15 protein-coding genes are annotated in these 23,552 nt (G+C 64.1%); 2 read left to right on the top strand and 13 right to left on the bottom strand.

Features of this window, described 5'->3' with window-relative positions:
- Positions 1 to 15 precede the first annotated feature (15 nt).
- Positions 16 to 1,113, top strand: coding sequence for a DGQHR domain-containing protein DpdB (gene dbpB, locus ACWCQS_RS30620; protein ID WP_451007450.1), 1,098 nt, complete (start codon positions 16 to 18; stop codon positions 1,111 to 1,113).
- 55 nt (positions 1,114 to 1,168) lie between these two features.
- Here the strand turns inward: dbpB and dpdD are convergent, their stop codons facing one another.
- From dpdD to dpdE, 8 genes are read right to left on the bottom strand one after another with little or no spacing between them, the layout of a single operon-like run.
- A complete protein-coding gene (dpdD, locus tag ACWCQS_RS30615; RefSeq protein ID WP_451007449.1) occupies positions 1,169 to 3,208 on the bottom strand; it encodes a protein DpdD in 2,040 nt (679 codons plus the stop codon).
- Positions 3,205 to 3,702: a phospholipase D-like domain-containing protein DpdK gene (gene dpdK / locus ACWCQS_RS30610; protein WP_451007479.1), complete on the bottom strand. Its 498-nt coding sequence runs from the start codon at positions 3,700 to 3,702 to the stop codon at positions 3,205 to 3,207. The genes dpdD and dpdK overlap by 4 nt, the downstream gene beginning before the upstream one ends.
- A 17-nt stretch (positions 3,703 to 3,719) precedes the next feature.
- Complete coding sequence (gene dpdJ, locus ACWCQS_RS30605) at positions 3,720 to 8,222, bottom strand: protein DpdJ (RefSeq protein WP_451007448.1); 4,503 nt, start codon at positions 8,220 to 8,222, stop codon at positions 3,720 to 3,722.
- Positions 8,219 to 8,905, bottom strand: a complete 687-nt coding sequence (locus ACWCQS_RS30600; protein ID WP_451007447.1) for a hypothetical protein — start codon at positions 8,903 to 8,905, stop codon at positions 8,219 to 8,221. Before ACWCQS_RS30600 ends, dpdJ begins: the two co-directional genes overlap by 4 nt.
- A complete protein-coding gene (gene dpdH, locus ACWCQS_RS30595; RefSeq protein WP_451007446.1) occupies positions 8,902 to 12,003 on the bottom strand; it encodes a protein DpdH in 3,102 nt (1,033 codons plus the stop codon). Before dpdH ends, ACWCQS_RS30600 begins: the two co-directional genes overlap by 4 nt.
- The gene (gene dpdG, locus ACWCQS_RS30590; protein ID WP_451007445.1) at positions 11,996 to 12,925 is read right to left on the bottom strand and encodes a protein DpdG; all 930 of its coding nucleotides are present in this window, start codon (positions 12,923 to 12,925) and stop codon (positions 11,996 to 11,998) included. The genes dpdH and dpdG overlap by 8 nt, the downstream gene beginning before the upstream one ends.
- The gene (gene dpdF / locus ACWCQS_RS30585) at positions 12,925 to 15,525 is read right to left on the bottom strand and encodes a protein DpdF (protein ID WP_451007444.1); all 2,601 of its coding nucleotides are present in this window, start codon (positions 15,523 to 15,525) and stop codon (positions 12,925 to 12,927) included. Before dpdF ends, dpdG begins: the two co-directional genes overlap by 1 nt.
- The gene (gene dpdE, locus ACWCQS_RS30580) at positions 15,515 to 18,796 is read right to left on the bottom strand and encodes a protein DpdE (protein ID WP_451007443.1); all 3,282 of its coding nucleotides are present in this window, start codon (positions 18,794 to 18,796) and stop codon (positions 15,515 to 15,517) included. The genes dpdF and dpdE overlap by 11 nt, the downstream gene beginning before the upstream one ends.
- Before the next feature lie 484 nt (positions 18,797 to 19,280).
- On the opposite strand from dpdE, the gene ACWCQS_RS30575 reads away from it, so the two are divergent.
- The gene (locus ACWCQS_RS30575) at positions 19,281 to 19,868 is read left to right on the top strand and encodes a VUT family protein (protein ID WP_451007442.1); all 588 of its coding nucleotides are present in this window, start codon (positions 19,281 to 19,283) and stop codon (positions 19,866 to 19,868) included.
- Between the two features lie 668 nt (positions 19,869 to 20,536).
- Here the strand turns inward: ACWCQS_RS30575 and ACWCQS_RS30570 are convergent.
- The 5 genes from ACWCQS_RS30570 to ACWCQS_RS30550 all read right to left on the bottom strand — a co-directional run bounded on the left by ACWCQS_RS30570 (position 20,537) and on the right by ACWCQS_RS30550 (position 23,530).
- Positions 20,537 to 20,869 carry a hypothetical protein gene (locus ACWCQS_RS30570; protein WP_451007441.1) on the bottom strand — a complete coding sequence of 111 codons (333 nt, stop codon included), beginning with the start codon at positions 20,867 to 20,869 and terminating at the stop codon, positions 20,537 to 20,539.
- Between the two features lie 78 nt (positions 20,870 to 20,947).
- A complete protein-coding gene (locus ACWCQS_RS30565; protein ID WP_451007440.1) occupies positions 20,948 to 21,235 on the bottom strand; it encodes a hypothetical protein in 288 nt (95 codons plus the stop codon).
- A complete protein-coding gene (locus ACWCQS_RS30560) occupies positions 21,235 to 22,284 on the bottom strand; it encodes a major capsid protein (RefSeq protein ID WP_451007439.1) in 1,050 nt (349 codons plus the stop codon). Before ACWCQS_RS30560 ends, ACWCQS_RS30565 begins: the two co-directional genes overlap by 1 nt.
- A gap of 15 nt (positions 22,285 to 22,299) precedes the next feature.
- Positions 22,300 to 22,716, bottom strand: coding sequence for a head decoration protein (locus ACWCQS_RS30555; RefSeq protein ID WP_451007438.1), 417 nt, complete (start codon positions 22,714 to 22,716; stop codon positions 22,300 to 22,302).
- Positions 22,717 to 22,822: 106 nt separating this feature from the next.
- Positions 22,823 to 23,530 (bottom strand): hypothetical protein, encoded by a 708-nt coding sequence (locus ACWCQS_RS30550; RefSeq protein ID WP_451007437.1) that lies wholly within the window; start codon positions 23,528 to 23,530, stop codon positions 22,823 to 22,825.
- Positions 23,531 to 23,552 lie beyond the last annotated feature (22 nt).

Raw genomic sequence — 23,552 nt, 5'->3', positions numbered from 1 at the left:
CAACCAGGAGATAATGTGGCCGACCGCTACGAGTTGAAGCTACCCGCCCTCAAGATCCTCCAAGGCACCAAGGAGATCTACTGCTTCGCTGTCGACGGCAAGAAACTGCACAACTTCGCCGCCGTCTCGCGCGTCCGCCGTGACGGACAGAAGCGTTTGCAGGGGTACCAGCGGCCCGAGGTCCTCAGCCACATCCGCTCAATCCGGCGCTACCTCGAGTCCGAGGGAGCGATGCTCCCCAACGCCCTGGTCCTCGCATTCGACGAGCGCGTGAGGTTCGAGCCTGCGGTCCGCGGCAGTGACGTGAAGTACTCCGTCCCGGGCGAACTGATCATTCCGGTCGACGAGTCACTGGCTGATGAGGACAAGCCGGCCTGGCTCGTGGACGGACAACAGCGAAGCGCAGCCATCAGGGATGCGGACCTCGCTGAGTTCCCTGTGGCAGCTGTGGGCTTCATTGCTTCGGGGCAGGAGGAGCAGCGGTCGCAGTTCATCCTGGTCAACTCCACGAAGCCGCTCCCTAAGGGCCTCGTGTACGAACTCCTGCCCGAAACTACCGGCCAACTGCCGCGGTCGCTCGCGCGGCGCCAACTCGCCGCCAGGCTCATGGTCCACCTGAACATGGGGGAGGGGCCCTTCGCCGGCAGGATCAGCAGCCCCACCTCCCCCACCGGGGATATCAAGGACAACAGCATCCTGAAGATGTTGGAGCACAGCATCTACGAGGGGGCCCTGTACCAGTACCGCAATGCCACCGACGGCAGCGGTGATGAGGACCGGATGCTGGCCCATCTGCTCGCCTTCTGGACACCGGTGGCAAGTATCTTCCGCGATGCGTGGGAAAAGCGCCCGAGGGAGTCCAGGCTGACCCACGGCGTCGGCATCCAGGCCATGGGCTTCGTCATGGACCGGCTCACCGCGGACATCCCGTTCGACAAGGTCGACTGGGACAACGTCCGCGCCGTGTTGCGAGGGCTGGAGCCCCACGTGGCTTGGACCTCCGGAGACTGGGTCTTCGCAGACGGTCAGGAGCGCCGTTGGAACAGCCTGCAGAACACATCCAACGACGTACGCCTGCTCAGCAGCTACCTGCAAGCCCTGGTCAGCCGGTAGCCCTCGTAGCCTCGATGCGGTGGCCGCCCTGATGTCCGGGGCGGCCACCAGTTCATTAGCCGCTCGATGCAGCGCGAAGACCGTTGACCGCTGCTCGCAGCATGGATGCCGACCCACTTCCGTCGGCGTAGTGGATGTGCTTGGTGCGAGCGTGCTGGGTGATGAAATTCGTCGCTGCGTGCTTTGCGCAGCGAGTCGCCAAGATGACCAGATCTGCCGACCGTGCTTTGTGGCGGAGTTGAGTACTGCCAGCCTTATCGGAGGAAGTGGCAGTCTTCACCGCGGGTGCCAGACGCTCGACTTCCTCGGCACACCGTGCGACGACAGCCTCATCCAGGGAGTACAGCAGCACGTTCATCGAGGGAAGCTCGGCTAGCGGCGTCTCTGGCGCACCGTTGGCTTCGACTCGATCCTGCCACTGGAAGTCGACGCCTAGTTCGTGCGAGAGACGTTTCGCGAAGGCCAAGTCGGCCTCGTTGAGCCTCCCTTGATGGCGCCACAGTGGCTCCAGGAGGCCGTACGCCAGGGTGCTTCGGGCGTCGAGTGACGGACACGCCGCCAGGAACAGTCGGTCGACGAAGTCCAGAGCGATTGCAGCCCGCTCGGGTGACACCCAGCGGTTGCTATAGGCACCGATCTCATCAAGAAGGTCGGTGTAGGCCTGTGCCGAAGGGTTGCCTCGGAGAGCGATCTCTGTCAGTGCTTGCAGCGCAGCGAGGTCGCCTGGGCCGAACCGGTCGAAGGTGACGGCGTTCCGGATGAACGCATGAGCGGTCAGGTTCGCTGGGGTGCCGTATCCAACGGCGTCGATGAACGCACCAACAGTCAGCCACGCTTCCTCTGCTGCGAGATCTCCGAGGCCGTCCAGGAGATCGGCAAGGAAAGCATCATGTACGGCTGGCGACTCCCACGAGGTCCAACTGCGGTTGTCCAGTATGGCCTTGACCTCACCAGTGATGCCGGCTAGTGCCTTCAGTAGGGATGGCCAAGACTCAATAGCCGGAGATGCGTCTGATCCGGGGGATGCCGCCTTGGTAGCCGCTGGAGTTGGTTCCACCAGTGCGGAATCGGCACCAGCGGGGTGAGGCGTGCCAAGGACTCGCTGAGCTTCTTCCCAGACGTGGCGGGAGAGTTCACCAATGCGGCCTGCGTTTTCCACGCCATATGTAAGACGTTGCAACGCGGGCCTATCTTCGAGAACGGAAGCCGCCATCAGGAGAACCGTAAGGGCCTCCGCTCCGAGCGAGCCTGCCTCGATATTAAGGAGATCAGGGACGAAGCGCCCTCGCTCCTCAAGCCTCGCCTTGGCAGCCGGTAGATTTCCCTCGGCAAGCGGTGCTTCCAACGCTGCGTACACAGCGTTCAGTACCGCCTCCTTTACCGGGAGCGGAGGGTCTTGGCTAAGAGTATCGGCGAGTTCCGGTAGTTGTAGGATCTCGTCGCTGCGACCGAGCCGATCAAGTCGCTTGATCCGCAAGTTCGCGAGGTTAGCCGCGGTCACACCGCCAGCCGCCGCCAAATGTTCGAGCACCATGTTGGAGGCTGATTCTGCCCCCGCCGAGAGGGCGGCGTCGAACTCTGCAAGGAGGCGACCGAGTGGCTTGGCTACCCTCCACAGTCGGGGTGGCCGGCGAGCCTGGGTCCTCTGCATCAACTCCAGCGCCCCGGCAAGGTTTACGCGGTGCTCAGCAGTGCGCCCGGTTTCCAGGCGAAAGGTGGTGCGATCGCCAGCGAAGTCGCGAATAGCCTGCTCGACCGGGTCGTCAGGGTCTAGCCAGGCGGGCTGGATACCCACCCGCTCGTCGTACGCGATGTAGGTGGGGCCAGCGAAGGCGCGAATCAACTCGGCTGTCTTGGCCCGCTCACCGGGCTCCCGTGCAATGACGTATGCCACGAAACGGTCTCGGCCGGTGTACAGACGTGGAAGGACTATGGGTGCGTCATCGCCGCGCCGGAGGGCCTCAACAAAAGGGAGCGTTCGGTCCTTGTAAGGGAAGGCTGGATCAAGGTTCGGCCAGATAGCGTTTCCTTCTCCGAAGAAACGGAGCAAGAACCTTTCGATGGACTGTCGGGATTGTTCCTGCTTTTGCGTCACGAGCCGCTCCTCCACCGCTGCGCCAGGTCCAGCCGTGCCTGCCCAGCATCAGGCCCGCCCACTTTGTAGGTGACCAGTTCATCGTTCTTGGCCATGCCGCGCACCGTGAAGTTCATCGATCCGGTGAGGACCCAATCCTGTCCGCACAGCGTCTTCTCGTGGACATTGGAGTCGCGATGGACGTGAAGAGTGTCCAACTCCGCTGCCTCGATTCGGCGCAGGAATGCATTGTTGTGTGGATCAGGGCGCGTGACCACATCGACGCGAGCGCCCGTACCAGCGATGCGTAGGACTGCGTCTGAGAGCCGCCACATGCTGGGCGGGACATCGCCGAAGAGGGCGTCGTAACTGCCATAGCTATTGTCGATGACTTGGACGTCTGTGATCCACGGCGACACCAGCCACAGGTGTTGACTGGGGTTGAGTATCTCTGCCATCAACGCGGCGGTAAGCACCGAGTCGACACTTAGGCGTGTGCGAGCCCCAGTGCGCATGGGCCTTGTCAGTTCCGTCACTGGGCTGCCTCCCGCAACTCGACTCGTACACGCAACTTGTCCCCATGCCGGGCGTAGCCGCGCACCTCGCCGAAGACCTTCATCACGTCACTGTCCACACGAACTGCCGGCACACGGACAAGGGCCTCCGCGAGCGCCTGCGCCTTGTCTGCGGGGCAGGTGAGTGCCACGGCGCCGTTGTCGGCCAAGGCCTTCTGGTACTCCATGACCCAGTCGCTGACTGTGACATCTACCTCGGGTAGTTGGTCGTCGTGGGCTGCGCGTACGAGGAGCCGATCGAGAACAGGGGCAGCTGCATAGGGCTGGTAGTGCTGGAGGTCCTGCGTGCGGGCCTGCCGTCCTCGGGGCCAGAGCAGACTGAAGGCCTGGTCGGCCGACAGTTGCTTGCTCCCGCCGATGTCCAGACGTTTGTCGCCGACGGCGAAGGCGATGACGCTCGCGTCGATCTCGACTCCGAGCACGTCTTCCAGCTTGGTCCAGGCATCCACCATGGCGAGAGCCTGTGCGTCTGTGTCCGGTCCTGAGCCTGGGCGGAGGAGTCGTGTCGACAATGCTGCGACCGCTGTGCGGCGAGGGCGGCCGTCCAGCCGCTCCCAGGCACCGAGGAGAGTGTTCAAGGCAGCTTGGGCTGTCTCGGCATCTGGGGCTCCACGCAATGTACGCATAGCTTCGGCAGCGTCTCCGCCCGCCTCCTCAGTGAGGTGACGCAGCAACCGGGTGAGTGTGGCGTCAACGTACTCGTAGTCGCTCGGAGCGAGTGCGCTCGTGACCAGCGACCAGAAGCGGCGAGGGTCTTCTCCGTAGAAGCGGACGAGACTCTCGATGACGCCCAGGCCCCCGATAGAGGTCTCGCTGAGCCACAGGACGGAGGGCTCGCCGTTAGCGCCCGGCAGAACGTCAACGATCAGGTCGCCGTCCTGTGAGTCTGGGCAAGCCCTCTGTGCTGCGGCGAGAATCGCCGCAGCCATTGTGTCCCGATAGGCGCGCTGCGCGAGGTCCTCAGTGCGGGTGGCGATGTCCGGATCGAAGAGGTGCTCTGCGGCACGGTCTACTGCGGCGAGCACTCGGCCGTCCCGCAGCAACTCTGTGAGCCCGTCGATCAGACGAGCATTGTCGATGATCTGGTCCGGGTCACTGTTGTCGCGATAGAGGACACTCAAGATGCGTGGCAGGTCGCCCGTCCAGGCGCCGTTGGCGAGAGACGCGCGCACCTCCTCGGCGGTGCGTGAACCCTCCTTGAGGCCTTCGAGTGCAAAGGCAGTGAGATAGACCTGGCCGAGCCATGCGCGCTGGAACGTGTTCGCGACGTCCTCAAGAGCGGGGTCCTCGGCGAAGGTGTACGAGAAGGCCAGGGAACGCCATTGCGGAGACGACAAGTACTCCCTGACCAGGGGGTCTGAGGTGTCCAGGGGCCTGAGCAGGATACGAACAGCATCGACACCGAGCCTGAAACCCAAGGCAGCAAGCCTGCCATGCAGTTCGTAGTAGACCTTGCGGGTCTCGCTCTCACCGCGTTCGAGGGCGACATGGCACTCCGCGCCAATCGTCATACGTCGCATTTCGATCGGGTTGCCGGCCGCGTGAGTGGCGAAGCTGACGGCCTTGACACGCTCATTCCAGAGGGAAGGCTTGGGAATAGCTGCCGGCGTCGGTGGCGCTTCTTCAGGCACGACGATCTGGGTGCGCCACAAGGGAAGCCCCTGAGAACGGTCGGAGATCTCTGGCTCAGGTTGCGCCAGCTTCAGCTGCGTGGGCCGGAAGACCTGGAGTCCCTCAGGACCGTACTCGGTGGGGTGCCAGGTTCCCTCAGGTTCGGCATGCTGCACGATCTGAGGCAGGGGCAGCGCGGTGCTCCCGGGAGGTGGCACCGGGAGCCAGGTGCGGTGCTCATCGCGGCGGTGCCCGAATCGTCGACTGACACGCCCCGGGACCGCTTCACGAAGCGCCCGCGCGATCGGCAACTGCTCAAGGGTGTCCTTCTCGTCGAAGGGCAGGATCAGTTCGACCTCGGGCAGGTTCAGCGGTTCGAAGAGCGAGCGTGTGATGAACTCGGGAAGAAGAGAGCCTTCTTTCGCACCCGGGTCGATGCGCTGGAACGACCAGTCAGTTCGCAGCCGCCGCAGTGCGGTGGGAACGACGGACAGCAGCAATGACCGAGGCTGCTCCCACAGCAGTGCTTGGACCTCATCGGCGCTGATCTGCAAGGCCCGCATCAAGTGCCATGCGAGTTCATCCTGGAGGTCGGGCTTCTCAAGGATCGCTTGCAGGAGCGATGCCAGCATCTCGTGACCCGGGCGGTCCTCGTCTTGCACGACGTGGCCTTTGGGGGCACGGAGAATCTTCCTCGGGTCGGCCCACAGGTTTCGAGAGCGGAGTTTGCGGCTTGCCCAGTCCAAGAGGGCCTGGGTAGCTTGGATCTTGAGGACGAAGCGGTTGCCGATGGGCAGGCTGCGCGCAGGCACCTCGGGGGCGAAGAGTGTTTCGTACGCCTGGTAGGCGAGCCGGTCCCGCCCGTAGTCCGAGAGCGTGACGACTGTAATCGGCCTTGTACCGCGTTCTCGGCCGGCACGGCCGCGCCGCTGGATGAACGCTGCCGCGTCCCGGGGCGCCTTGTGCTGGAGCACCAGTCCCACCCGCGGGTCATTGAACCCGACTTCCAGGGAGGCGGTGGCTACGGTCAGATTCGCGTCGTGATCGACACCGACATCCTGTGATGACGTACGGCCGACCCGGAGGTGGTGGAGTTGAAGCGTCGGGTCCAGGTCGTGCCCGATCTTCTCGACGATGTCCCACGACTGGCCGTCGAGGTAGCGGGCGGCGTGCTCGCTCCGTTCCGAGGAGCGAAGGCCCGCCAGGACGCGCCCTCGGCCGGTTCGCCGGCCAGAGCGGTTTTGGCCGCCTTCGGCATCTCGCAGGTCGTTATAGAAACGGTTGGTGACGTCGAGGTCATCCGTGAACAGGAAGCCCGTGGAGCCGTACAGGTAACGCCTCTTGTCCAGATCGAGTATTCGGCCGTAGAGCATGGCCGTCTGAATCGATGTGGACAGCAGGCTCCCGCCGGATACTGGGTCACCCCGGAGCGCGATTGCGTACTCGCGACCTTCGGACTTCATAGCATCGTCAGCAGGCTCGATTGAATCGACATCTCCAGGATGGAGACCGACCAACTGTGCGAAGAACCTGTCAGCATCTCGGAGAGTCGCGGACAGACCAACGAACGTTACATGGCGCTGCGCTGCTTCCCGCCACCTGCGTAGGAGCAAGGCCACCTGCGCACCGTGAAGGCCACTGTAAGTGTGGACCTCGTCGAGGAGAACCAGCGATGGGGCTGTACTACTGCCTCGCCAGCCGAGCAAGTACTCAAGGTAGCTGTCGCCACTGCAGCGATTCAGCATCTCGGTGGTCGTGAACAGCAGGTCGGGAGGATTCTTCCTCAAGGACTCGCGAGTGAGCGCAAGCCGCTGCTCGTTCAGCGTGTAACCGCACTTGGTGCAGGTCAGCCGCTCGCGTTTCTGCCTGCGGTCCTCGTCCGTCCACTCGAGGTCCCCGGTACCGCAGTCCGATTGGGGGCACGGCAGATATGGACAGACCACGCCCTGGCGGGTGCGCTTCCATGCGTTATCGAGCCCCGAGTTCGGCTCCAAGCGCCGGTCCTGGGCGTTCCACGGGGTGTCACCATACAGAGCACCCACGCGAATGGGACGCCTCTTGCTCTGGCGCAGTGCCTGCTCAGCAGCGTTAACGGCCCGGATCGACTCCCGGAGCTGGTCGCGCAGAAGCTCCTTGCGTGGGTAGAGCGCCAGTGTCTGCACACGCTGCGCCGCCCCAATGTGGGCGTGTTCCGCCATGGCAGCGAAGGCCGGCAGATAGAACGCGAGCGTCTTCCCGCTACCGGTGCCGGCACCGACAATGATCCCCTTGGAGCGCCCAGAGGTGACCGAAGCGAAGATGGAACGGGTGGCTTCCAACTGGAAGCGTGCCAGCTTGCGTCCCTGCAGTTGAGCTTCCGCTACATGTCGCTGCACCTCACCCCAGTGCGGCAACTGAGCAAGTTCGTGCAGGACGTCCGTCGCAGGGATGTCTCGCTCTGGGTATCGGCGCGGTGCCACATGCAGGCGGTAGTCGGCAACGAGACGACGCTTGTGCCGCCACCAACCAGGCCGTTCCTCGTGGGCCCAACCACCCGGTGCAAAGAGCTGCCGCAGGCCAGATGTAAGCCTGAGGGACTCTGCCAAGCGGGTGCGATACCGCGGAGGCGTTGCCACAGGCACCGGAACCTCGAAAAGGAGAGCTCGAAGCAGCAACTCCTCCAGCACGGCCCCGGCTGACATGGCCTTGGGAGCGGCGTCGTGGCTGTTCAAGAGGTCGTCGATGGTCTCGATGACCTCGACCTCGGAGAGCGCGGTCTCCGTGACGCCCCACGACAGCAAAGGCAACTCGTGGTCTTCCAGCCGGTTCAGAAGTTCGTTCGCGAAGCGGATGTCGAGTTGCTCTGTCACGCTCCGGTCCTCTGCAGGGTGATGTGAAGGTCCATTTCAAACTGACGCAGCAGCGCGATGTCGGCGTCTGTGATGTCGCGCAGGGTAGGGCTAGGGCGCTTCTCAAGCAGCGCCAACAGTTCCAGCAGTTCGCTGGGGGGATCGCTCTTGTCGCGCAGGGACTCGGCGAGCAGGGTGTACGTGCTCGTGAAGAGGGTGACGTCTGCCTTCGACAGGTTCTTGGCCGCCACCGCCTGGCGGAGTTCCTTCTCCCGCTTGCGCGCTGCCTCGCGTTCGTCGCTCGACAGCATGGGGATCCGTACCAGGGGAAGATCAGCGAGCTGTGCTGTGGTCCAAGTGACCCAGGCCTCAGCGTTGTTGTTCTTGAACTTTCCCGCAAACTCCTGGATTTTCTTCCTGGCCGTGTTGAAGACCGGGTCGCTGGGAAGGCCATTGAGGGCCTTGCGCTCGAACGCGGTACGTGCGGCGCTGATGCCTGACAGATCGGCCTTGTCCGCAGCACCGAGCATCGCAAGGGTATTGCTCAACTCAACTTGCGTTCTCAGTTCGGCAAGCGCCAGACGGAGTTCTTTAGTACGGCTGAGTACCCGAGTGGCCTCTTTCTCACCGACTGCGCCTGCAGCGATTTGGCGTGCGCGGTTCTGTAGCTGAACGGCCTTGTCGTACACAGACAAGTCGGTCACCAGTCCTCCCCGTCGTCCTCGGCAGAGGGGGCAGCCGTGAGCGCCTGCCACTCCACACAGATTTGCCCTACGTCTTCTGCGGCGCTGTCGCTCGCAGAGCCACTCGATCGCGACTCGGCGCTGGTGAGCGCAGCGTCCAGCCACGCGTCGGCAGCGACGAGTAGCTGTTGAATCAGTTGAAGCGAGTTGCCACGGTCCTTGACGGCAGCAACCACGCGCGCGTACTGGCGGGTTGCGGGGTCGCGGCTCTCGTCGTCGGCCTTGGCCAGGTCGTCTTCGAGGGCAGAGATCGCCTTCCAGTCCGCGCTCTGTGCACCTTGAAGCAGAGCCTCGAATTGCCGTGTCTGTTCGGCTGTCAGTGGTAGTCCAACCTCTCGTGCGGCACTGAGCACGTCGCGGATCGCTGCCATCGTCTGGACGCCCGTAGTGCCGCGCGGCTGACGCTTTCGGACTGAGTCGAGCAACTCTTCGTGACTTGTGAGTTGGTTCTCGACGATGGACGGCAAAGATGCGAACCCGGTGACGGCTGGCTTCACCCATTTCGGGATGTCGAGTGCCTCGACCTCCCAACTCCACGAAGCGGTTGCCCTGTCGAGCAGTGGAAGCACACGTGCAGCATCAACCATGTTCACGGCACCGATGCCCTGGGTGATCCCGACGGCGTAACGGAGTTGCTTCACGACCTCGGGACGGGCTCTGAGGTGCGCCTGGAGCACGTCCATCCACTTCGCTGCACGGATTGAGACGTCCTCCCGCCGCCACTCCTGCCCGTCGTCAAGCGCGGCGGCGATCAGTTGCGAAGCGGGCATTCCAGGCCACGCCTGGCCGGCCAGCGCAGCTCCAAGGAGTGATGCGCGGAATCCCGCGACGAGGTGATCGTCGGTGATCTCCATGTGCCGCTGCAGCCGTACGGTGAGATCTCGGCTGTGCTTCTCAGCCAGGTACGCGAGCCGCCGAATGTCCTCGGCCCGCGCAGGGAGATTCCGTTCAGCCCTCAGCATGCTGTCGAAGAACCAACTGTCCTTCGGCAGACGAGAGAAAGTGATGGGTGCGTTCTCGACGCCTGGCAAGTTTTCCTTCGCGCCCTCGATGGACACGATGGTCGCCTTGTTAGGCCAGGCAGCCCTCCGCAGTTCCGTGGATCCCACCTCCCGCATCAGAGGTGAGTTCCACTGATACCGCTGCACGACCGCGGCCGAGACGACGCCCCGAATCTTGTTTGCGGTGGCCGTGTCCAATCCGCCTTCGCGGGTAAGCCACTCGTCCACCGTCTCCAACCCCCGCTGGAGTTCCCCAGGGAGTTCGTCGCGCTTGCTACCAACTCCCGTGCCGGGGTTCGACCCGCCGGCTCCCGTCTGCTTGGGAACAGACGCAGACACAGGCGGGCGACCTCGTCCTCCTTCGCCACCCAGCGGCTCTAGGGAGAATGCCTCCAAGATGGTGGGGTGGAGATCACGGGCGTCATCGGGGGCGTCTCCCCAAAACTCGAGGACGAGCCTGCGGCGCTCGGCAGAGGCAGGGTCGTGATCGTTGTCTGCGACGACGCCGAGGACGTCACGGCTGAGAAGCTTGTCCAGCTTGGTCGGCCGGAACCGCTGCCGGAACGCGGGGTCGGGGAATTCGCCCTGCTGCATGGCCGTGGCGTGTTCAACAAGAACCGGCCGCACGACACTTCCCAGCACGACCCGCGGGTTGAAGGTCCATGGCTTGTTCTTGTCCGCTGTTCCATGAACAGCTCTTACCAAAGCTGACTCGTTGAATGGGTACAAACCATAGCCATCATCGGTTACCCCGAACACTTCGTGGCACTCAGTCCGCAAAGCGCAGGTCAAGCATTTGTTAGGAATGTCCTCGTCGTTCGCGCGCTCCAAGGCTTCGCGTCCCACACGCCCGGCATTCAAGTAGCGGCCAACGAACGAGGCAATCTCTGTACGTCCTGTCTCCTCCGCACTGAAAGGAACGTCCAGGTGGTAGACGAAGCCGGCGCCAGCCTGGATGCGGGTCGCGGCCGTCTCATCCAGCTTTCCAAAGTAACCCGTCGTCACTGCCATGAGCGTTCGGATGGGAGCGAGAGTTGTCTTGCCCTCACGATTCGCAGCCTCTACCACGGCGTCAATAAGGTCTCGCTGGACACCTTGAATGAGGGCGAAATCCTCGATGAGCAGGATGATTTCCTTGCCCTGCCGGTGGTACTCCTCTCGCACCTGCGTCATCGCATCGAGAAGCCGACCTGCTCCAAGATTGGCAGCGCCCTTGATGGCGGCTTCGAGGTGCCTGTTGAGAAGCTCTACCGAGATTTCTTGGAGATCACCACGGGTGCTGATGGTGCCGAGCAGGCGTTGTGCCATTCCCGACGCAGATCGGATGTCACGAATGTCGAGCGGGAGATCGTTGACGCTGAAGCCTTCGGGGCGGTCAGCCTGCCCGTCCTGGCGATTGTGAATGAGCTGATGTGCCAGTTCAGGAACGAACTTGCCGGGTGCTAGAAGCTCCGCGCGGACGTGCGGGTCGAGTAGCACCGCAGCAAGCTTGCCAGGGCCGACGAGCATTCGAGCCAGTGGGCTCGACTCTGCGTTAGGGGGGGTGGCCTCAAGTGCTTCACTTAGTTCGTTGAGGATCCGCCTTGCGAGAGACTCTTCGTCGATATCCTCGGTGAACTTATTGATGTCCTCCTTGAGTTGAGCCAGGTCGCTGCTCTCCGCTTTTGCGATGAGCGTGCTGACGACGGCCTTGAGGCTGGTCTTGGACTTCTCAAGGTAGATCACCTCCCTCTTGTCGGCCCCGTCCTTCATCTCGGCCAGTTGCTCGCGGATCCAGCGGACAAGATGCGACTTGCCTGAGCCGGACTCACCAACAACCGGTACGACCAGGGCTCCGCTGTCTGCTCTGAGCGCCATGAAGTCTTTGAGGACTGTCCACTCGTCGATCCGGGCGCCTTCGATGACGAGTTCTTTCCCGTCCATGATCCGGGCACGTTTGATCCGCAGCGGCGCGTGGGTGGCCAAGAAAACCGACCGTGAAGGGCTAACCGCCTCGGTGTTGATGGTGGAGGCTGCCACTGCTGGTTCCCAGCAGAGCATCCCGCGGAAGTCAGCCATGGGTGGGCTCCAGGATCGTGATGTCGCTGACGGGGCGAGGGCTGGCGGGGCGTTCAGGATCGTGCAAGAGCAGGATCTGACGGGCGTCGTCATCGTGCTCCAGCCGAATCCACTTCTCGTCATGGCCACGGAGAAGCGCAAACGAGAGCGCGGTGCCGGCCACGTTGTCGCCGGGACTTGGGATGCCTATCGCGAGCGAGTGTGCGCCGCCGGGCAGCACGGGCAGGTTCCCCCGCAGCACCTGCAAGGCCTCAACAGCATTGATGCGCTGTCCTGCGTGCCACAGGTCGGCCACAGTCTGCTTGACGGCTAGCGTGCAGTCCGCCACCAAAGGCGTGCGGCCGTCGGTACGGAGGACAGGGGCAGCGGCGAGGCCCAGGGCAGTTGCCCAGTAACCGAAACGGGTCCACCGGGTGTCGTTCGCGAAGAGGGGATGGATCTCGGTCTTCAGTAGCTTCCGGTCTTTTCCGTCTCTCTCATCCAGGAGCTGCTGAGCAGTGACCCAGTGAATCGGCTGCTCCATTGGGTCGTGTACGAGGAACCACGCAAGGGCGCGAGTCAGGTCCCGCGGGCCAGTTGCGTCGTTGCTCTCCCCCAGTTCCGTGTTGTAGTCCGCTTCGAGGACTGCGCGACGAAGGATACGCGTGTAGGTCTCCAAATCATCGTGATTGATAAGCGACTTGGTCCGGCCGGCTAGCGAGAGTTCCTGCCGGTCGTCGATGTGAACCAATTCCAGGGTCTGGAGTGAACTGATGGCGCAGTCGAAGGGCGGCTTGGTTGACGTTTCCTCTGAGCGCAAGGACGGAGGGCTAACTAGTGCACGAGCCTCGTCCAGGGCGATGCTCTTCCCCAGGTAGGCGAGAAGCCGCACCAGTGCCCATGTCTGAGAGGGAATGGCTGCGTCTACGTTCAGGAGTGTCATCAGAGTTCCTCCAAGGCGCGTCGGATCGACAGGTTCGCCGAGTGGACTGCGACGAGTGGCGTACCTCGGCGTTCTGGGTGTTGCATCGCCCAGGGATGGATCAGGTAGGTCGGTGCATCCCAGGCGAAGCGCATTGCAACCTCCGGCCCTGAAGTAGCTGCGTTCGGGTCCGCCACCCAAATGACTGGGCCGCGCCAGTCCGTCAGGAGTGCACCGTCATCGTCGACGATCACTGTGCGGGTGCGGGCGGTCGTCTGTAGTTGGCTCTTGAGGCGGGCGTCCATGCCTGGCCCACCGACCACGGGAATCCCGCGGCGGACAAGGCTTTCCACCAGACGTGCGACGAAGGCACGGTCGCCAGTGTCTTGCCACCAGAGGCTCAGGCACTGCTGGTCTCCGAAGTACTGCATCAGGGGCAGGCGCCCGTGGTGCTCGAGTGGGGGAAGTAGAGGGCGTGGCTCTCCGGCAAGTCGGTAGAACCCTGTTGGCAGTAGCTCGGCCGTGGCCCTGCAGTGTGGGCAACCGCGGCAAGTGATGCCGGTACGACGCTGGCCCCTGCCATGCGGAATGCGGTAGTACGCTCCGAGTACGTCACCAATGCACTGATTCCCCCGCACAGCTGCTTTCAATTCTTGCAGTGCCGAGATGCGCCCCTGCAGCAGCTTTTGGCGCTCGACTTCAAATCGAGTTCGGAAGTTCTCACTGTTCCTGGCGTCGGAGTCGAGGAGTTCTACGTCTGCGTAGCCATCCGCTGTCGCGTAGAACAGATCGAGTCGTGCCTTCCAGAGGGAGTCTGACTCGCCTTCATTTCTTGAGGGTGCCACAGGCGGGTGGATGGCCACCATCCCCGATCGAACCATGAGGTTCAGGATCCGAATGTTCCATTTCCGGTTCCGTTGGAAGCCCTCGTTCATGTCAGGGGGGTAGGAATCGAGGCTCACCCGGTGGCGATCTTGGGTGGTGACCCGGCTGTGGAACATCGCCTCCCATCGCTGCCACGCGCGCGGGGCCCCGATGACCACCTCGTCGCTCATCTTGTTGGCGATGCGTTCGTCCTTGCGCGTGGTGGCCAGATACGCGATTGACGGGCTTCCGTTACGTCCGGCACGGCCGACTTCTTGGTAGTAGCGGTCCACTGTCTCTGGCAGGCAGGCGTGCACAATCGTCTTGACGTTATCGAGGTCAACGCCCAGGCCGAAGGCAGAGGTAGCAACCACGATGTCGTACCGCGTCTGCACGTCGCCTTCGGCAGTCTTGCCGCTCCACCCCTCCAAGGCGTCGCGACGTTCGGTGTCGGTGGAGTCACCGGTCACGCTAGCTACCCGGCGGAGCCCGTAGTCCCGAAGACGGTCCGTCCACTCCTGCGCATGTGCGACCTTGGTCGTGTAGAGGATCATCGGCTTCGGCAAATGCGATACAGCGTCGAGGGCTGCGGCCTCCCGTTCGGCCTCGTCCCGGAAGGTATCGATGTAGTAACTCGGCTCGTGACGAAGTTGGGAAGCCCAAACGATGCTCGCCGGCTGCGGCGAGGCAAACAGCGTGTCGAGCGTCTCTACCTGCTGACCAGTGAGCGTCGCGCTCATCGCAACGGTGACTGGTTGCCGGCCCTCCGGGGCCTTGCTCAGCCAGGTCCTGCGGTGGCTTGACATTGTCTGGAACTCGGTACGGAAGCTGTTACCCCACTGCTCGACCAGGTGGGCTTCGTCAATGACGAAGTAGTTGAGCAGACCGGCCTCAGCAGCGTCCTCCAGTGGCGCCTTCAAGCTCTGCACCAGAGCCTCGGGTGAAGTGAACACCAGTCGTTGGCGGCCCGCAGCGATGTCGTCCCGCATCTGTTGCCGGCCTTCGTTAGACAGCCCACTGGTGTACGCATACCGGCGCGTGGGGCTGTGGTGCCCGTTCCGTTCAAGGATCTCGAAGGCACGTCGTTCCAGGTCCGCCGCGAGTACGCTCGTGGGCACGACGATGACTGAGACGCCGCTACTCGCGCTCGCCAGAAGCACGGGGGCGATTGCTACTGCCGTCTTTCCATGCCCTGTGGGCAGGCAGATGATCGTGGTGCTCCCCGGTTCGGCAAGCGCAATAGCCCTGGCGGCTTGGCGCTGGCCTGTGGACACATAGTGACTGTGGTCGTCGCCCAGTGCAGCCGTGAAGAACGGATCGGCGGGATACGACTCCAGTTTCCGTCGGTGCGGCGAATCTTCGCCGAGATACACCTGGCGAAGATCCTCTTCAGCTGCGGCGCGGGATGTGTCATCGGAGACAGGCGGATGCCACGGGAGCGCGGTTACCCACAAGTTGGAGCCACCGTCACGCAGCCCGGCCTGGCAGAGCATCACCTCCCACTGGTCACGAGTGGGCAGCCACGGGAGGAGAGGAACCGTGAATCCGGATGTGTTCTCTCGCGCTTGAGCTTCAAGCAGGATCTGCCGAGTTAGCGAAGCGATGTCCCTCCACCCGCTGGATTCACTCACCAGAGCATCGCGGAGCCTGCGCAGCGTTCCCTTCGCTCCAGGAAGTTCCGGGAGGTGTTGAAGCTGTCGGTGCTTCAACAGGTAGTCGAACAGTGTCTTGGCCCCGGTCCAGTTGTCAGTCGCCACGACGGATCCTCCTGAGACCCGTTTTGAGGAGGCACGTCGCGGACACGAGTTGGATCGACGGGTCGGTCAATCCCTGTACCAGAGCGTCAGTGATGGCGACGTCCCGCAGGTAGCTCTCCGCGTCCCCCAGGAGTCGGCCGGCTGCTTGGCGGGCCTCGGCCTGTGCTCTGGCGACCGTGAGGCGTGCCCGGCCCTGGCGTTGGGCCTGGTCGCACTTGTCCACCAAGTTCGTCACTCGCTTGAGCTCTGCTCGGGCGACTGCTTCGGCGGAACGTGCTGCTTTTTCGTATCCGGGCTGCCCGTCGAACAGATCCATCAACTCGTGGATGTTGCCCGAGTTGTAGTTGTGGTCCGTTACCCCGTAGGGAACGTCCAGTTGACGGTCCCGGGTAGCTTCGTCGGCCAAGGCCTCGGTGGCACCAGCAGGCACCCATACCTTCAGCGTGAAGGGCGGGAGAAGCTGCTCGGCCTGGCGCCTCAAAGCTGCTCTCGCATCGTTAGGATTCTTCACTTGTGGCAGCGCGAGTTCGAGTGCCGAGGAGATGTCGGCTTCGACGAGGTAGTCGAAGCCGAAGTAGGGCTCTGGCCCACCCCGGTGGTTCGCATCCGCGCGCCAGAAGGCTGTGGCCTGGCCGCGGTCGTCGAACCAGACGACGTTTGCGAGAGTGTCGACGAGGGGGTTCCCGATGCGGAAGAGGCGTGTGCCGGAGGCATTGAGCGCCGCTGAGCGGCTGAACGTGCCCTTCGCTGCGTCCTCTGTGAGGTTCTTACCGTCGTAGAGGTGAGGGGAGATGAGAGGGCGAGAGTTGAGGTTGAAGACCTCACACAAGCAGTCGTTGATCTTGCGCTCGGTGTGGCGGAGTTTGACCCCGTCTGAACCGTCCCACCCGGTGTAGCCGAGCAAGGCCTCGCGCGTCGTGTTCCAGTCGGCTTCAAACGTTGTGAGCCGCTCGGCGAAGTCGATGTCGTCGGGGGATGTGTCGAAGATCGACTCAAGGGTGTCCATCATGTCGATCTCATCGCGAGCGTGCTTGAGTAGGTCCCGGACGGTCTCTGCGTAACCGGTCAGGCCCTCCGGCCCGTGCTCGAGTGCTTCCGCCCAGACATCGGCCTGGCTCTGCGCGATGGCGTCCTGGAGCGTGGAGACCGACACTTCGAAAATGCGATACCCGTCGGTGAGTAGCGACAGCCATGCCTCGGTGTGGGATTCGGGGTCTGTTAGTACGAACTGCATCGGCTTGCTGCGCTGTTGCCGGGATTCGACATAGCGGTCTGTGCGGCCGAGTCGCTGCTCAAGCTGGTTGGGGGACCACGGCAGCCGGACGTGGATCACGATCTGGGCGGCCTGAAGATTCAGCCCGTCCTCAGCAGAGTCATCCGCGACAAGAACTGCAGCCGTTGTGAAGTGCTCGCGCCACGCGGCGATGGCGCGTTCGGACAGATCGGGGCCTGCGTTGCGGGTGTGCTCGAAGAGACCGACCTGGGAAAAGCGAGTGCGTAGGCGTTCGGTGAGTGTTGAAGCGAGTGTGCCTGGGCCACAGAAGACGATGATGTGCGTGCGCTTGCGCAGGGCTGGCAGCAGGGCCTCGATGAGGTCGTCGACTTCGGTGACGTTGTGGGCGTCTACGATCTGTGACTCAAGACTCGCCAAGGTCTTGGCCTCGTGAGGCGCCACCGGCAGGCTCGTGAGGTAGTTCCGTTCGCGGGTACTCAGACCGGCACGCTTGGCAGCGCCCTCGTCGCGATGCACCCGCCACCGGAGTGCGTCGAGGTAGTCACCGGATGTGCCACCGAGGCGGGAGGCGAGTACAGCTAGGACAAGCGCGTAGTTGCTGCGCTCGCTCTCACGTCCTTCATCAAGGAGATGTCCCCACAACCGGGTTTGCCACTCAAGGAGGTTGTCCGCGGTTGGGGAGTATGACTCAGATATCAGCTTCGTAGGCTCGGCGCGGCCGCGTACTTCATAGGTCGCTGCCGCTGAGTCATCGTTCTGTTCCAGTACGTGTGACCTGCGGTGCCTGATGACGCGCCGGTGCAGTCGGTACGTCTCGCTGATGTGAGCTCGTAGTTCAGTTACGCGTGCCGAGAGGTCCTGCATCCCGGTCCCCTCGCGGAGGTTCCCTTCCGCGTCGAGGAGCTCGAGTACATGGCCGGCCAGGGCCTCGAACCTGCTGTCCTCCGGAGGTAGCAACTCTTTGACGATGTCAATCGTCGACGGCAAGAGCGGATGGTATTCGGCGTCGAGGCTGAGGACGTGATTCGCCAGTTCCGCCCGGTGGTTGTACCTCTCCTCAAACGTCTCCCTCTCGCTCCACTTGTACACGTTGGGCTCAAGGAGGTGCAGAAGGCCCAGGTGGGTGGCGTGGCTGGAGGTCACGGGTGTAGCGGACAGCAGTAGGACCTTCGACGCGGGGTGCACGAGATCGCACAGGGCGCGATAGGTGGGGTCCGTGTCATCACGGTCCTGCACCAGCAGGTGGGCCTCGTCGACGACGACAAGATCGCTGCCGTGGTGCTGCTTCCACTTCTCGGGGGAGTCGTGCGGAGCAATCCTGACGCGGCGTGGGAAGTCATCGGTGAAGAACTTGGTGCGCAGTTCAGCTACCCACTGCCGGCGCAGAGAGTCAGGGGTGAGGATGAGGACGCGCGCCTGTGGGTTGTCGATCAACGTCTGCAGGATTACGTACCCGGCCTCGATGGTTTTGCCCAGTCCGACTTCGTCGGCGAGGAGGTATCGCTGGACCGGGTCCGACAACACCGTCAGCGCCGAGCGGACCTGGTGTGGGTAGATCTCGACGGCGGCAGCGAGGAAGGCTGGGGTGCTCGCGCTGGCAGCACGCTGGGCGACCAGGTTGTGCAGCATCGGGATGCGCGCGTTGTAAAGATGTCCGGATTCATTACCTCCAGACACCAGAACCTGAAGAGGGTCGCGTACCGGCTTGTTCCACCGCACACGGAGTTCGGACTCGGCCACGGGCATGTCGTAGTCGGCGTTTGGGAAGCGGACGAAGTAGCCGCCGTGGTCCGGGCGCAGTACGCGGCCCGCCATCCACTCTCCGGTGCTGGGGTTGTGGCGGAACACGCGCGTTTCGGGTTTTAGGCGCGCGCGCTGGCAGTCGACCTGGGGCACGGCCTGGGTCTCGATCCTGGGCTCGGCCGTGGACTCGAAGAAGTCCACGTGCAGCAAGTCGTCGGTGACCGCCGCCACGCGGCCGATTCCGGGCGCCCCTGTGAACGTGACAAGGTGCCCAACTCTGAAGTCCGGAGACATTCCTCTGCTCGCCCCCCACCTGCTGATTTAACAACAGACATGAGCTTAGGCGCACCCACTGACAACACAGTCAACGAAACAACATACAAATCCATACTCATGTTCGATAGTGGATAGAGGGTGCTACCGAGGTGCCGCCGGACCGATGACACATAGCGTTCTAAATAGAGATGATTCGGCCATGTTGGCTAGGTTGCGCCGGATGTAACGACCCACAAAATGCGGCTGAAACGAAGTCTTGCGTCGAAGCGGCGCTGGACCACTGGGTGCTGCCGTGTTCCACGCTCCTCTGGCGGCCACCGGCGGTGAAACGTTGCTTGAGCTGCGATGGCCTACTCAAGGCCGGGGCTCACCGCCCCACTCCGACAACGAGGCATCGTGGCTACCTGACGCGCATATGCCGACGGCAGTGCACTCAATCCCGGACAGTCTCTCCGCCCCTTGGCCCGGTGCCACTGTCAGTGGCTTGGGTTGTACTGTCTCGGTGCTCGCCTCGCTGTCCGTCCGCGGCGTGGTATCGGCGCACCGATCACATCACAGAGACAGAAAGAAGAACGTGAACTTCCCCGCCCCTGCCGGTATCGCGACCCTCGTGGCCTACGTCGCCACCATCCCCGCGGCCAACCTGGCCGTCACCCAGTTCGGAGCCGTTCCCGTCGGTTTCGGCTACGCCGCCCCCGCCGGGGTCTACATGGTCGGCCTCGCGCTGGTCCTTCGTGACCTCGCGCGTGAATCCGCTGGCCGCGGCGCCGTCCTCGCAGCCATAGCCGTCGGCACCGTCCTGTCGTTCGTCCTCGCCGGCCCAGAGCTCGCCGTCGCCTCAGCCGCGGCCTTCGCGGTCGCTGAAACCATGGACTTCGCCGTCTACGAGCCCTTGCGGAAGCGTGGGCTGCTGATCGCGATGCTCGCCTCGAACGCGGTAGGCCTTCTCGCGGACAGCCTGCTCTTCCTCAAGCTCGCTTTCGGCTCCTTCGAGTACCTTCCCGGCCAGATCCTTGGCAAGGCGTGGATGACCCTCGCCGCCATCGCTGTGCTCGCTGTACTTCGACGCCGGAAGCAAGCAGCCGCCTGAGCGGCCCATCGTTGGGCTGCAACGGCGGCGTGTTCGAGCGGCCGACCGAGCTTCTCCTGTACTCCTTCAAGATCGCTGGCGCCCAGGTGCATCGGTATGCAGGTCAGCACTCGCTACGACCAACTCTCTGGCGAAGAGGGCAGGTTACACGAAGCCACGGCAGGTCCTGGGTCAACTTGCCATGATCCTCGGCCCTTCGCTACGGTCGCTTCATCAATGAGGGCCCCACCATGCCTAGGTCTGGTGGGGCCCTTTTGTGTCCTCTCGAACCCGGGGGGACCGAGTGTCGCGTGCCACCGTCTTCTTCAGGTTTGGCGGCCAGGGGAGACGGCGGCCGTGCTCATGCGAAAGGACAACTGGTGAGTACACACCATGGCACAGGCTCCGGCCAGCAGTCACCCGGGGAGAGCCCCGCAGACGGCCCATGGGTTCCGGAGGCCCCGCCGTCGGCCTCCTCCTCTGTACGGCGAGCAAACGTACAGCTGCTGATCGGAGGCCGCACCGTCTTCGCGGTGTACATCTCGCCCGCGATCGTGGCAGGTGCAACCGGTGCATCCCTGGTACTTGGAGCGGTGAGTTGGAGCCACTGGCCTTGGCTGTGAAGCCCTGAGGCAGGCCGCAGGGGCACCTGCTCCTGCGGCCTGCAGGGGGCGCTTCGAGGGCAGGCACTATCTGTAGCGGCGGGCCGACACAAGCCAAGCCATAGCCAGAGCCTCGCTCGCCTGCTCTCCGTCCCCTGGCGGTTCGTCGGGCGCAGGTACCTGCCGTACGACCGCAATCTGGCGCTCGATGCCGCGCAGGTTCTCCTGCAGGTCCATGGTCACCACGCCGTCAACGGTGACCTTCAGTGGGTCAGCGAGGAGCTTGGCCCGCCGCTCGCCCAGGACCTCAAGTGCGACCGCCCGCACCGAGCGCAGCCGGAAGAACCGGCGCTCCAGCTCGGTGGGGTCGCTGTCCGGGCCGAGCTGGGCGAGCAGCCAGGACCGCTGAAAATCGTCCACCTGGTTCACATCCCCAACATGAGGTACGGCACGAAGCCAGACGGGGGAAGCTGGCTCCGTGCCGTACGCGTGAGCGTATTACGCGGAGGACGAGCGTGTCCGCCGCGCCGGCGGCTTCTTCGTGCCGCCCCTGCTGGCCTCGCCCTGTCCCAACTCCGGCTCGGCGCCACCCGCAGTTGGGTCCGGATCACCGACTGCGATCGCCTCCGGCTCGGCGTCATCCTGCGGCGGCACGTCCCAGGCGTCTGGGTTCTTCACCAGGGCAGCGATCTCCGGCGCCGGGCTCTCGCCCGGCAGCAGGACCAGGTCCTCGTGGGTCGTCGGATCCTTTACGTATACGGCGGCGATCAGTCGGCGTACCTGCATCAGAGCACCTTCGCCACGATGTGCGCGTCCGGGGTGTGCATCACCGGCATGCCGACCGCAGCGCCCTTGGTCCAGATCTGAACCGGGTCATCCTGGACGCCGCGGGTGATGATCAGGCCCGGCGCGTCCTCCCGAATGATCTCCGGGTTCGTACCACGGGACAGCACCAGGGCCTCCGCCGTGACCCCGTACATCGTCTGCGCCCACTTCTCCCGCTCCGGCGGCACCAGGATCCACAGGTCCTCGGGCAGCACCTTGCGGGGCTTGCCGTCCACCCGCACCTGCGCCTTGTAGAACTGGATTGGCGGCAGGTTGTAGTTGCCGCGCACCACGTTGATCTGTTGGGGGGTGAGCGTGGCCGTCGGCGTGGTCGACGGGTTCACGCTGCCGTAGTAGGCCGCCCTGTAAGCGTTGTTCGCCGCCAGGTAGCTGAACGCCTTCCGCGAGGTGATCACTAGCTCCGGTTCCGGAGCGCCGATGTCGTCCAGGTGCTGGATCCACCGCAATTCGTCCGCGATCGGGTCGGAGGCCGGGTCCGACCACGGCCGCGCGGCGACTGGCATGTTCTCGGCGGGAACGTTCCAGTCCACCTCCAGCGTCAGCCCGTTCTCCTGCACCAGCGAGAACTTCCCGTCCGCGAGCACGTCGCCGGCCGCCAGCTCCAGCCGGGAGCGGATCGCCTCCACGTGGCGTTCCACATCGTCGTACAGCAACTCGATCAGCCGGTCCTGGTCCGAGCCGTGCGACGCCTCCAGCAGGATCTGCTCTTGCTCGGAGACGACGAGCTTCTGCCCCAACGCGGGCAGCGCACCCTCGCGAGACGTCTGCCACGCCTCACGGGTAGCGAACGGCACCGACGCGTTGAACGCCCGGTACTTGGCGACGTTGACGTACCGGCCGGAGTCCTTGGTACGCCACTTCACCTCCCGCACCTCCACCGTCGGGAAGATCGTCTGGGTGAGGAGGAAGTCCTTCGGGGACGGGATCGCCCTGGCAAACGCCGTCAAGTCCATGACCGAGACGTCCTTGAGCAGGTCCTGAATCGTCACAGCTCACACCCCCGCTCACACGAAGCGGATCTGCGCGGCACGCGGGTGCCACACGAGCTGGGACACGTCGATGCCGCCCGGCACCTTCGACGCCTTCACCGCGCCGTGCCACAGCAGCGCGGCCGGAACACGGGTCTGGCCCGGCGCGAACGGGGCCTCGGCGATCAGGAAGCCGCGCAGGATCTGGCGGCCGCAGTGCGCCTCCGGGTCGTACGGGCCGTACAGGCCAGACTCCGCGACCCTGCCAACCGGCACACCGGACAGCACCTGGCCGTACGGGTCACACCCGTCGCCGTACATGTAGTGCGTGCCCTCGCAGAACAGGTTCAGATCGAGGGTGATCGTGTCGACGGAGTCGGTGCCGTGCAGGGATGCCAGCCACTCGCGGTTGGCGGTCGTGTACTCGGACTTCGAGACGGGCTGGATGGTCATGTGTGTGTCTCCATGGACGCTGCGGTCAGATTCCGCACACCGCCCACGGAGGCGATGCCGTCCACGAAGTTCAGGGGGCGTGGTCCCCCAAGGGCTGAGGCCCGGGCTATCGGGCTGCGGAGTCGCTGAACTCCGGGATCAGTCCACGGCGCTTGGCCATCTCCAGTCCAGCCGAACCTGGCTTGGTCACTGGGGTCCTACGGGTCGGGCCACGCCCCGCCGGAGCGCCCGCGGGGGCCGCCGGCACCGGCTTGCGGAACTCGCCGAACAGCTCAGGGCGGCGTGCCCGCAAGGCCTCGGCCGCCGACTGGATCTGCGCCTCGTCCGCGTCCTCGTCGTCCACGGCCAGCAGACGCTCCGCGTCCGCCAGATCGTCGCCCTCCGCGCCGAGAGCCACCAGCGCGGCCCGGCGAAGCGCCGCCCTCTCCCGCTCGGCGGCCAGCTCCTCCCGTCGCGCAGCCAGCAACTCCCGCTCGGCAGCCGCCTGTTCCCGACGCTCCACCTCCGACAGCGCGGCCTGCTCAGCCTCTCGCCGTGCGGTCACGAACTCGGTGAGGGCCCTCGGGGAGTCGAACCCGAGCGTGGCCAACAGCCGCTTGATCGCGGCTCGTTCGCCCTGCGCCTTCTCGCGGGTGAGCATCTTGCCCAACCGGTCCTGGGTGACCGTGACCTGATGCTCCTGGCCGCCGCTGTCCGTGGCGTCGTCGAGCTGGTCGTTCGTCTCGTCCTCTGCCGAGGCACCGAGGATTGGGTAGATCAGCCGCCCGTCACGGCGGAAGCCGACAGGACGGCGAGACGGCAGGGGCCGGACCATACATCTCCTCCAGAGCGCGCCC

This window comes from Streptomyces sp. NPDC002076 (genome assembly GCF_053593835.1).
Note: the sequence above shows the minus strand (reverse complement) of the source record. Positions and strands in the feature narration are given on the sequence as shown.

Coding starts and splice junctions, on each gene's coding strand:
- dpdK (WP_451007479.1), bottom strand. CDS start 3,702: ATGCGCACTGGGGCTCGCACACGCCTAAGTGTCGACTCGGTGCTTACC.
- dpdH (WP_451007446.1), bottom strand. CDS start 12,003: ATGGCTGACTTCCGCGGGATGCTCTGCTGGGAACCAGCAGTGGCAGCC.
- dpdG (WP_451007445.1), bottom strand. CDS start 12,925: ATGACACTCCTGAACGTAGACGCAGCCATTCCCTCTCAGACATGGGCA.
- dpdE (WP_451007443.1), bottom strand. CDS start 18,796: ATGTCTCCGGACTTCAGAGTTGGGCACCTTGTCACGTTCACAGGGGCG.
- ACWCQS_RS30565 (WP_451007440.1), bottom strand. CDS start 21,235: ATGCAGGTACGCCGACTGATCGCCGCCGTATACGTAAAGGATCCGACG.
- ACWCQS_RS30555 (WP_451007438.1), bottom strand. CDS start 22,716: ATGACCATCCAGCCCGTCTCGAAGTCCGAGTACACGACCGCCAACCGC.
- ACWCQS_RS30550 (WP_451007437.1), bottom strand. CDS start 23,530: ATGGTCCGGCCCCTGCCGTCTCGCCGTCCTGTCGGCTTCCGCCGTGAC.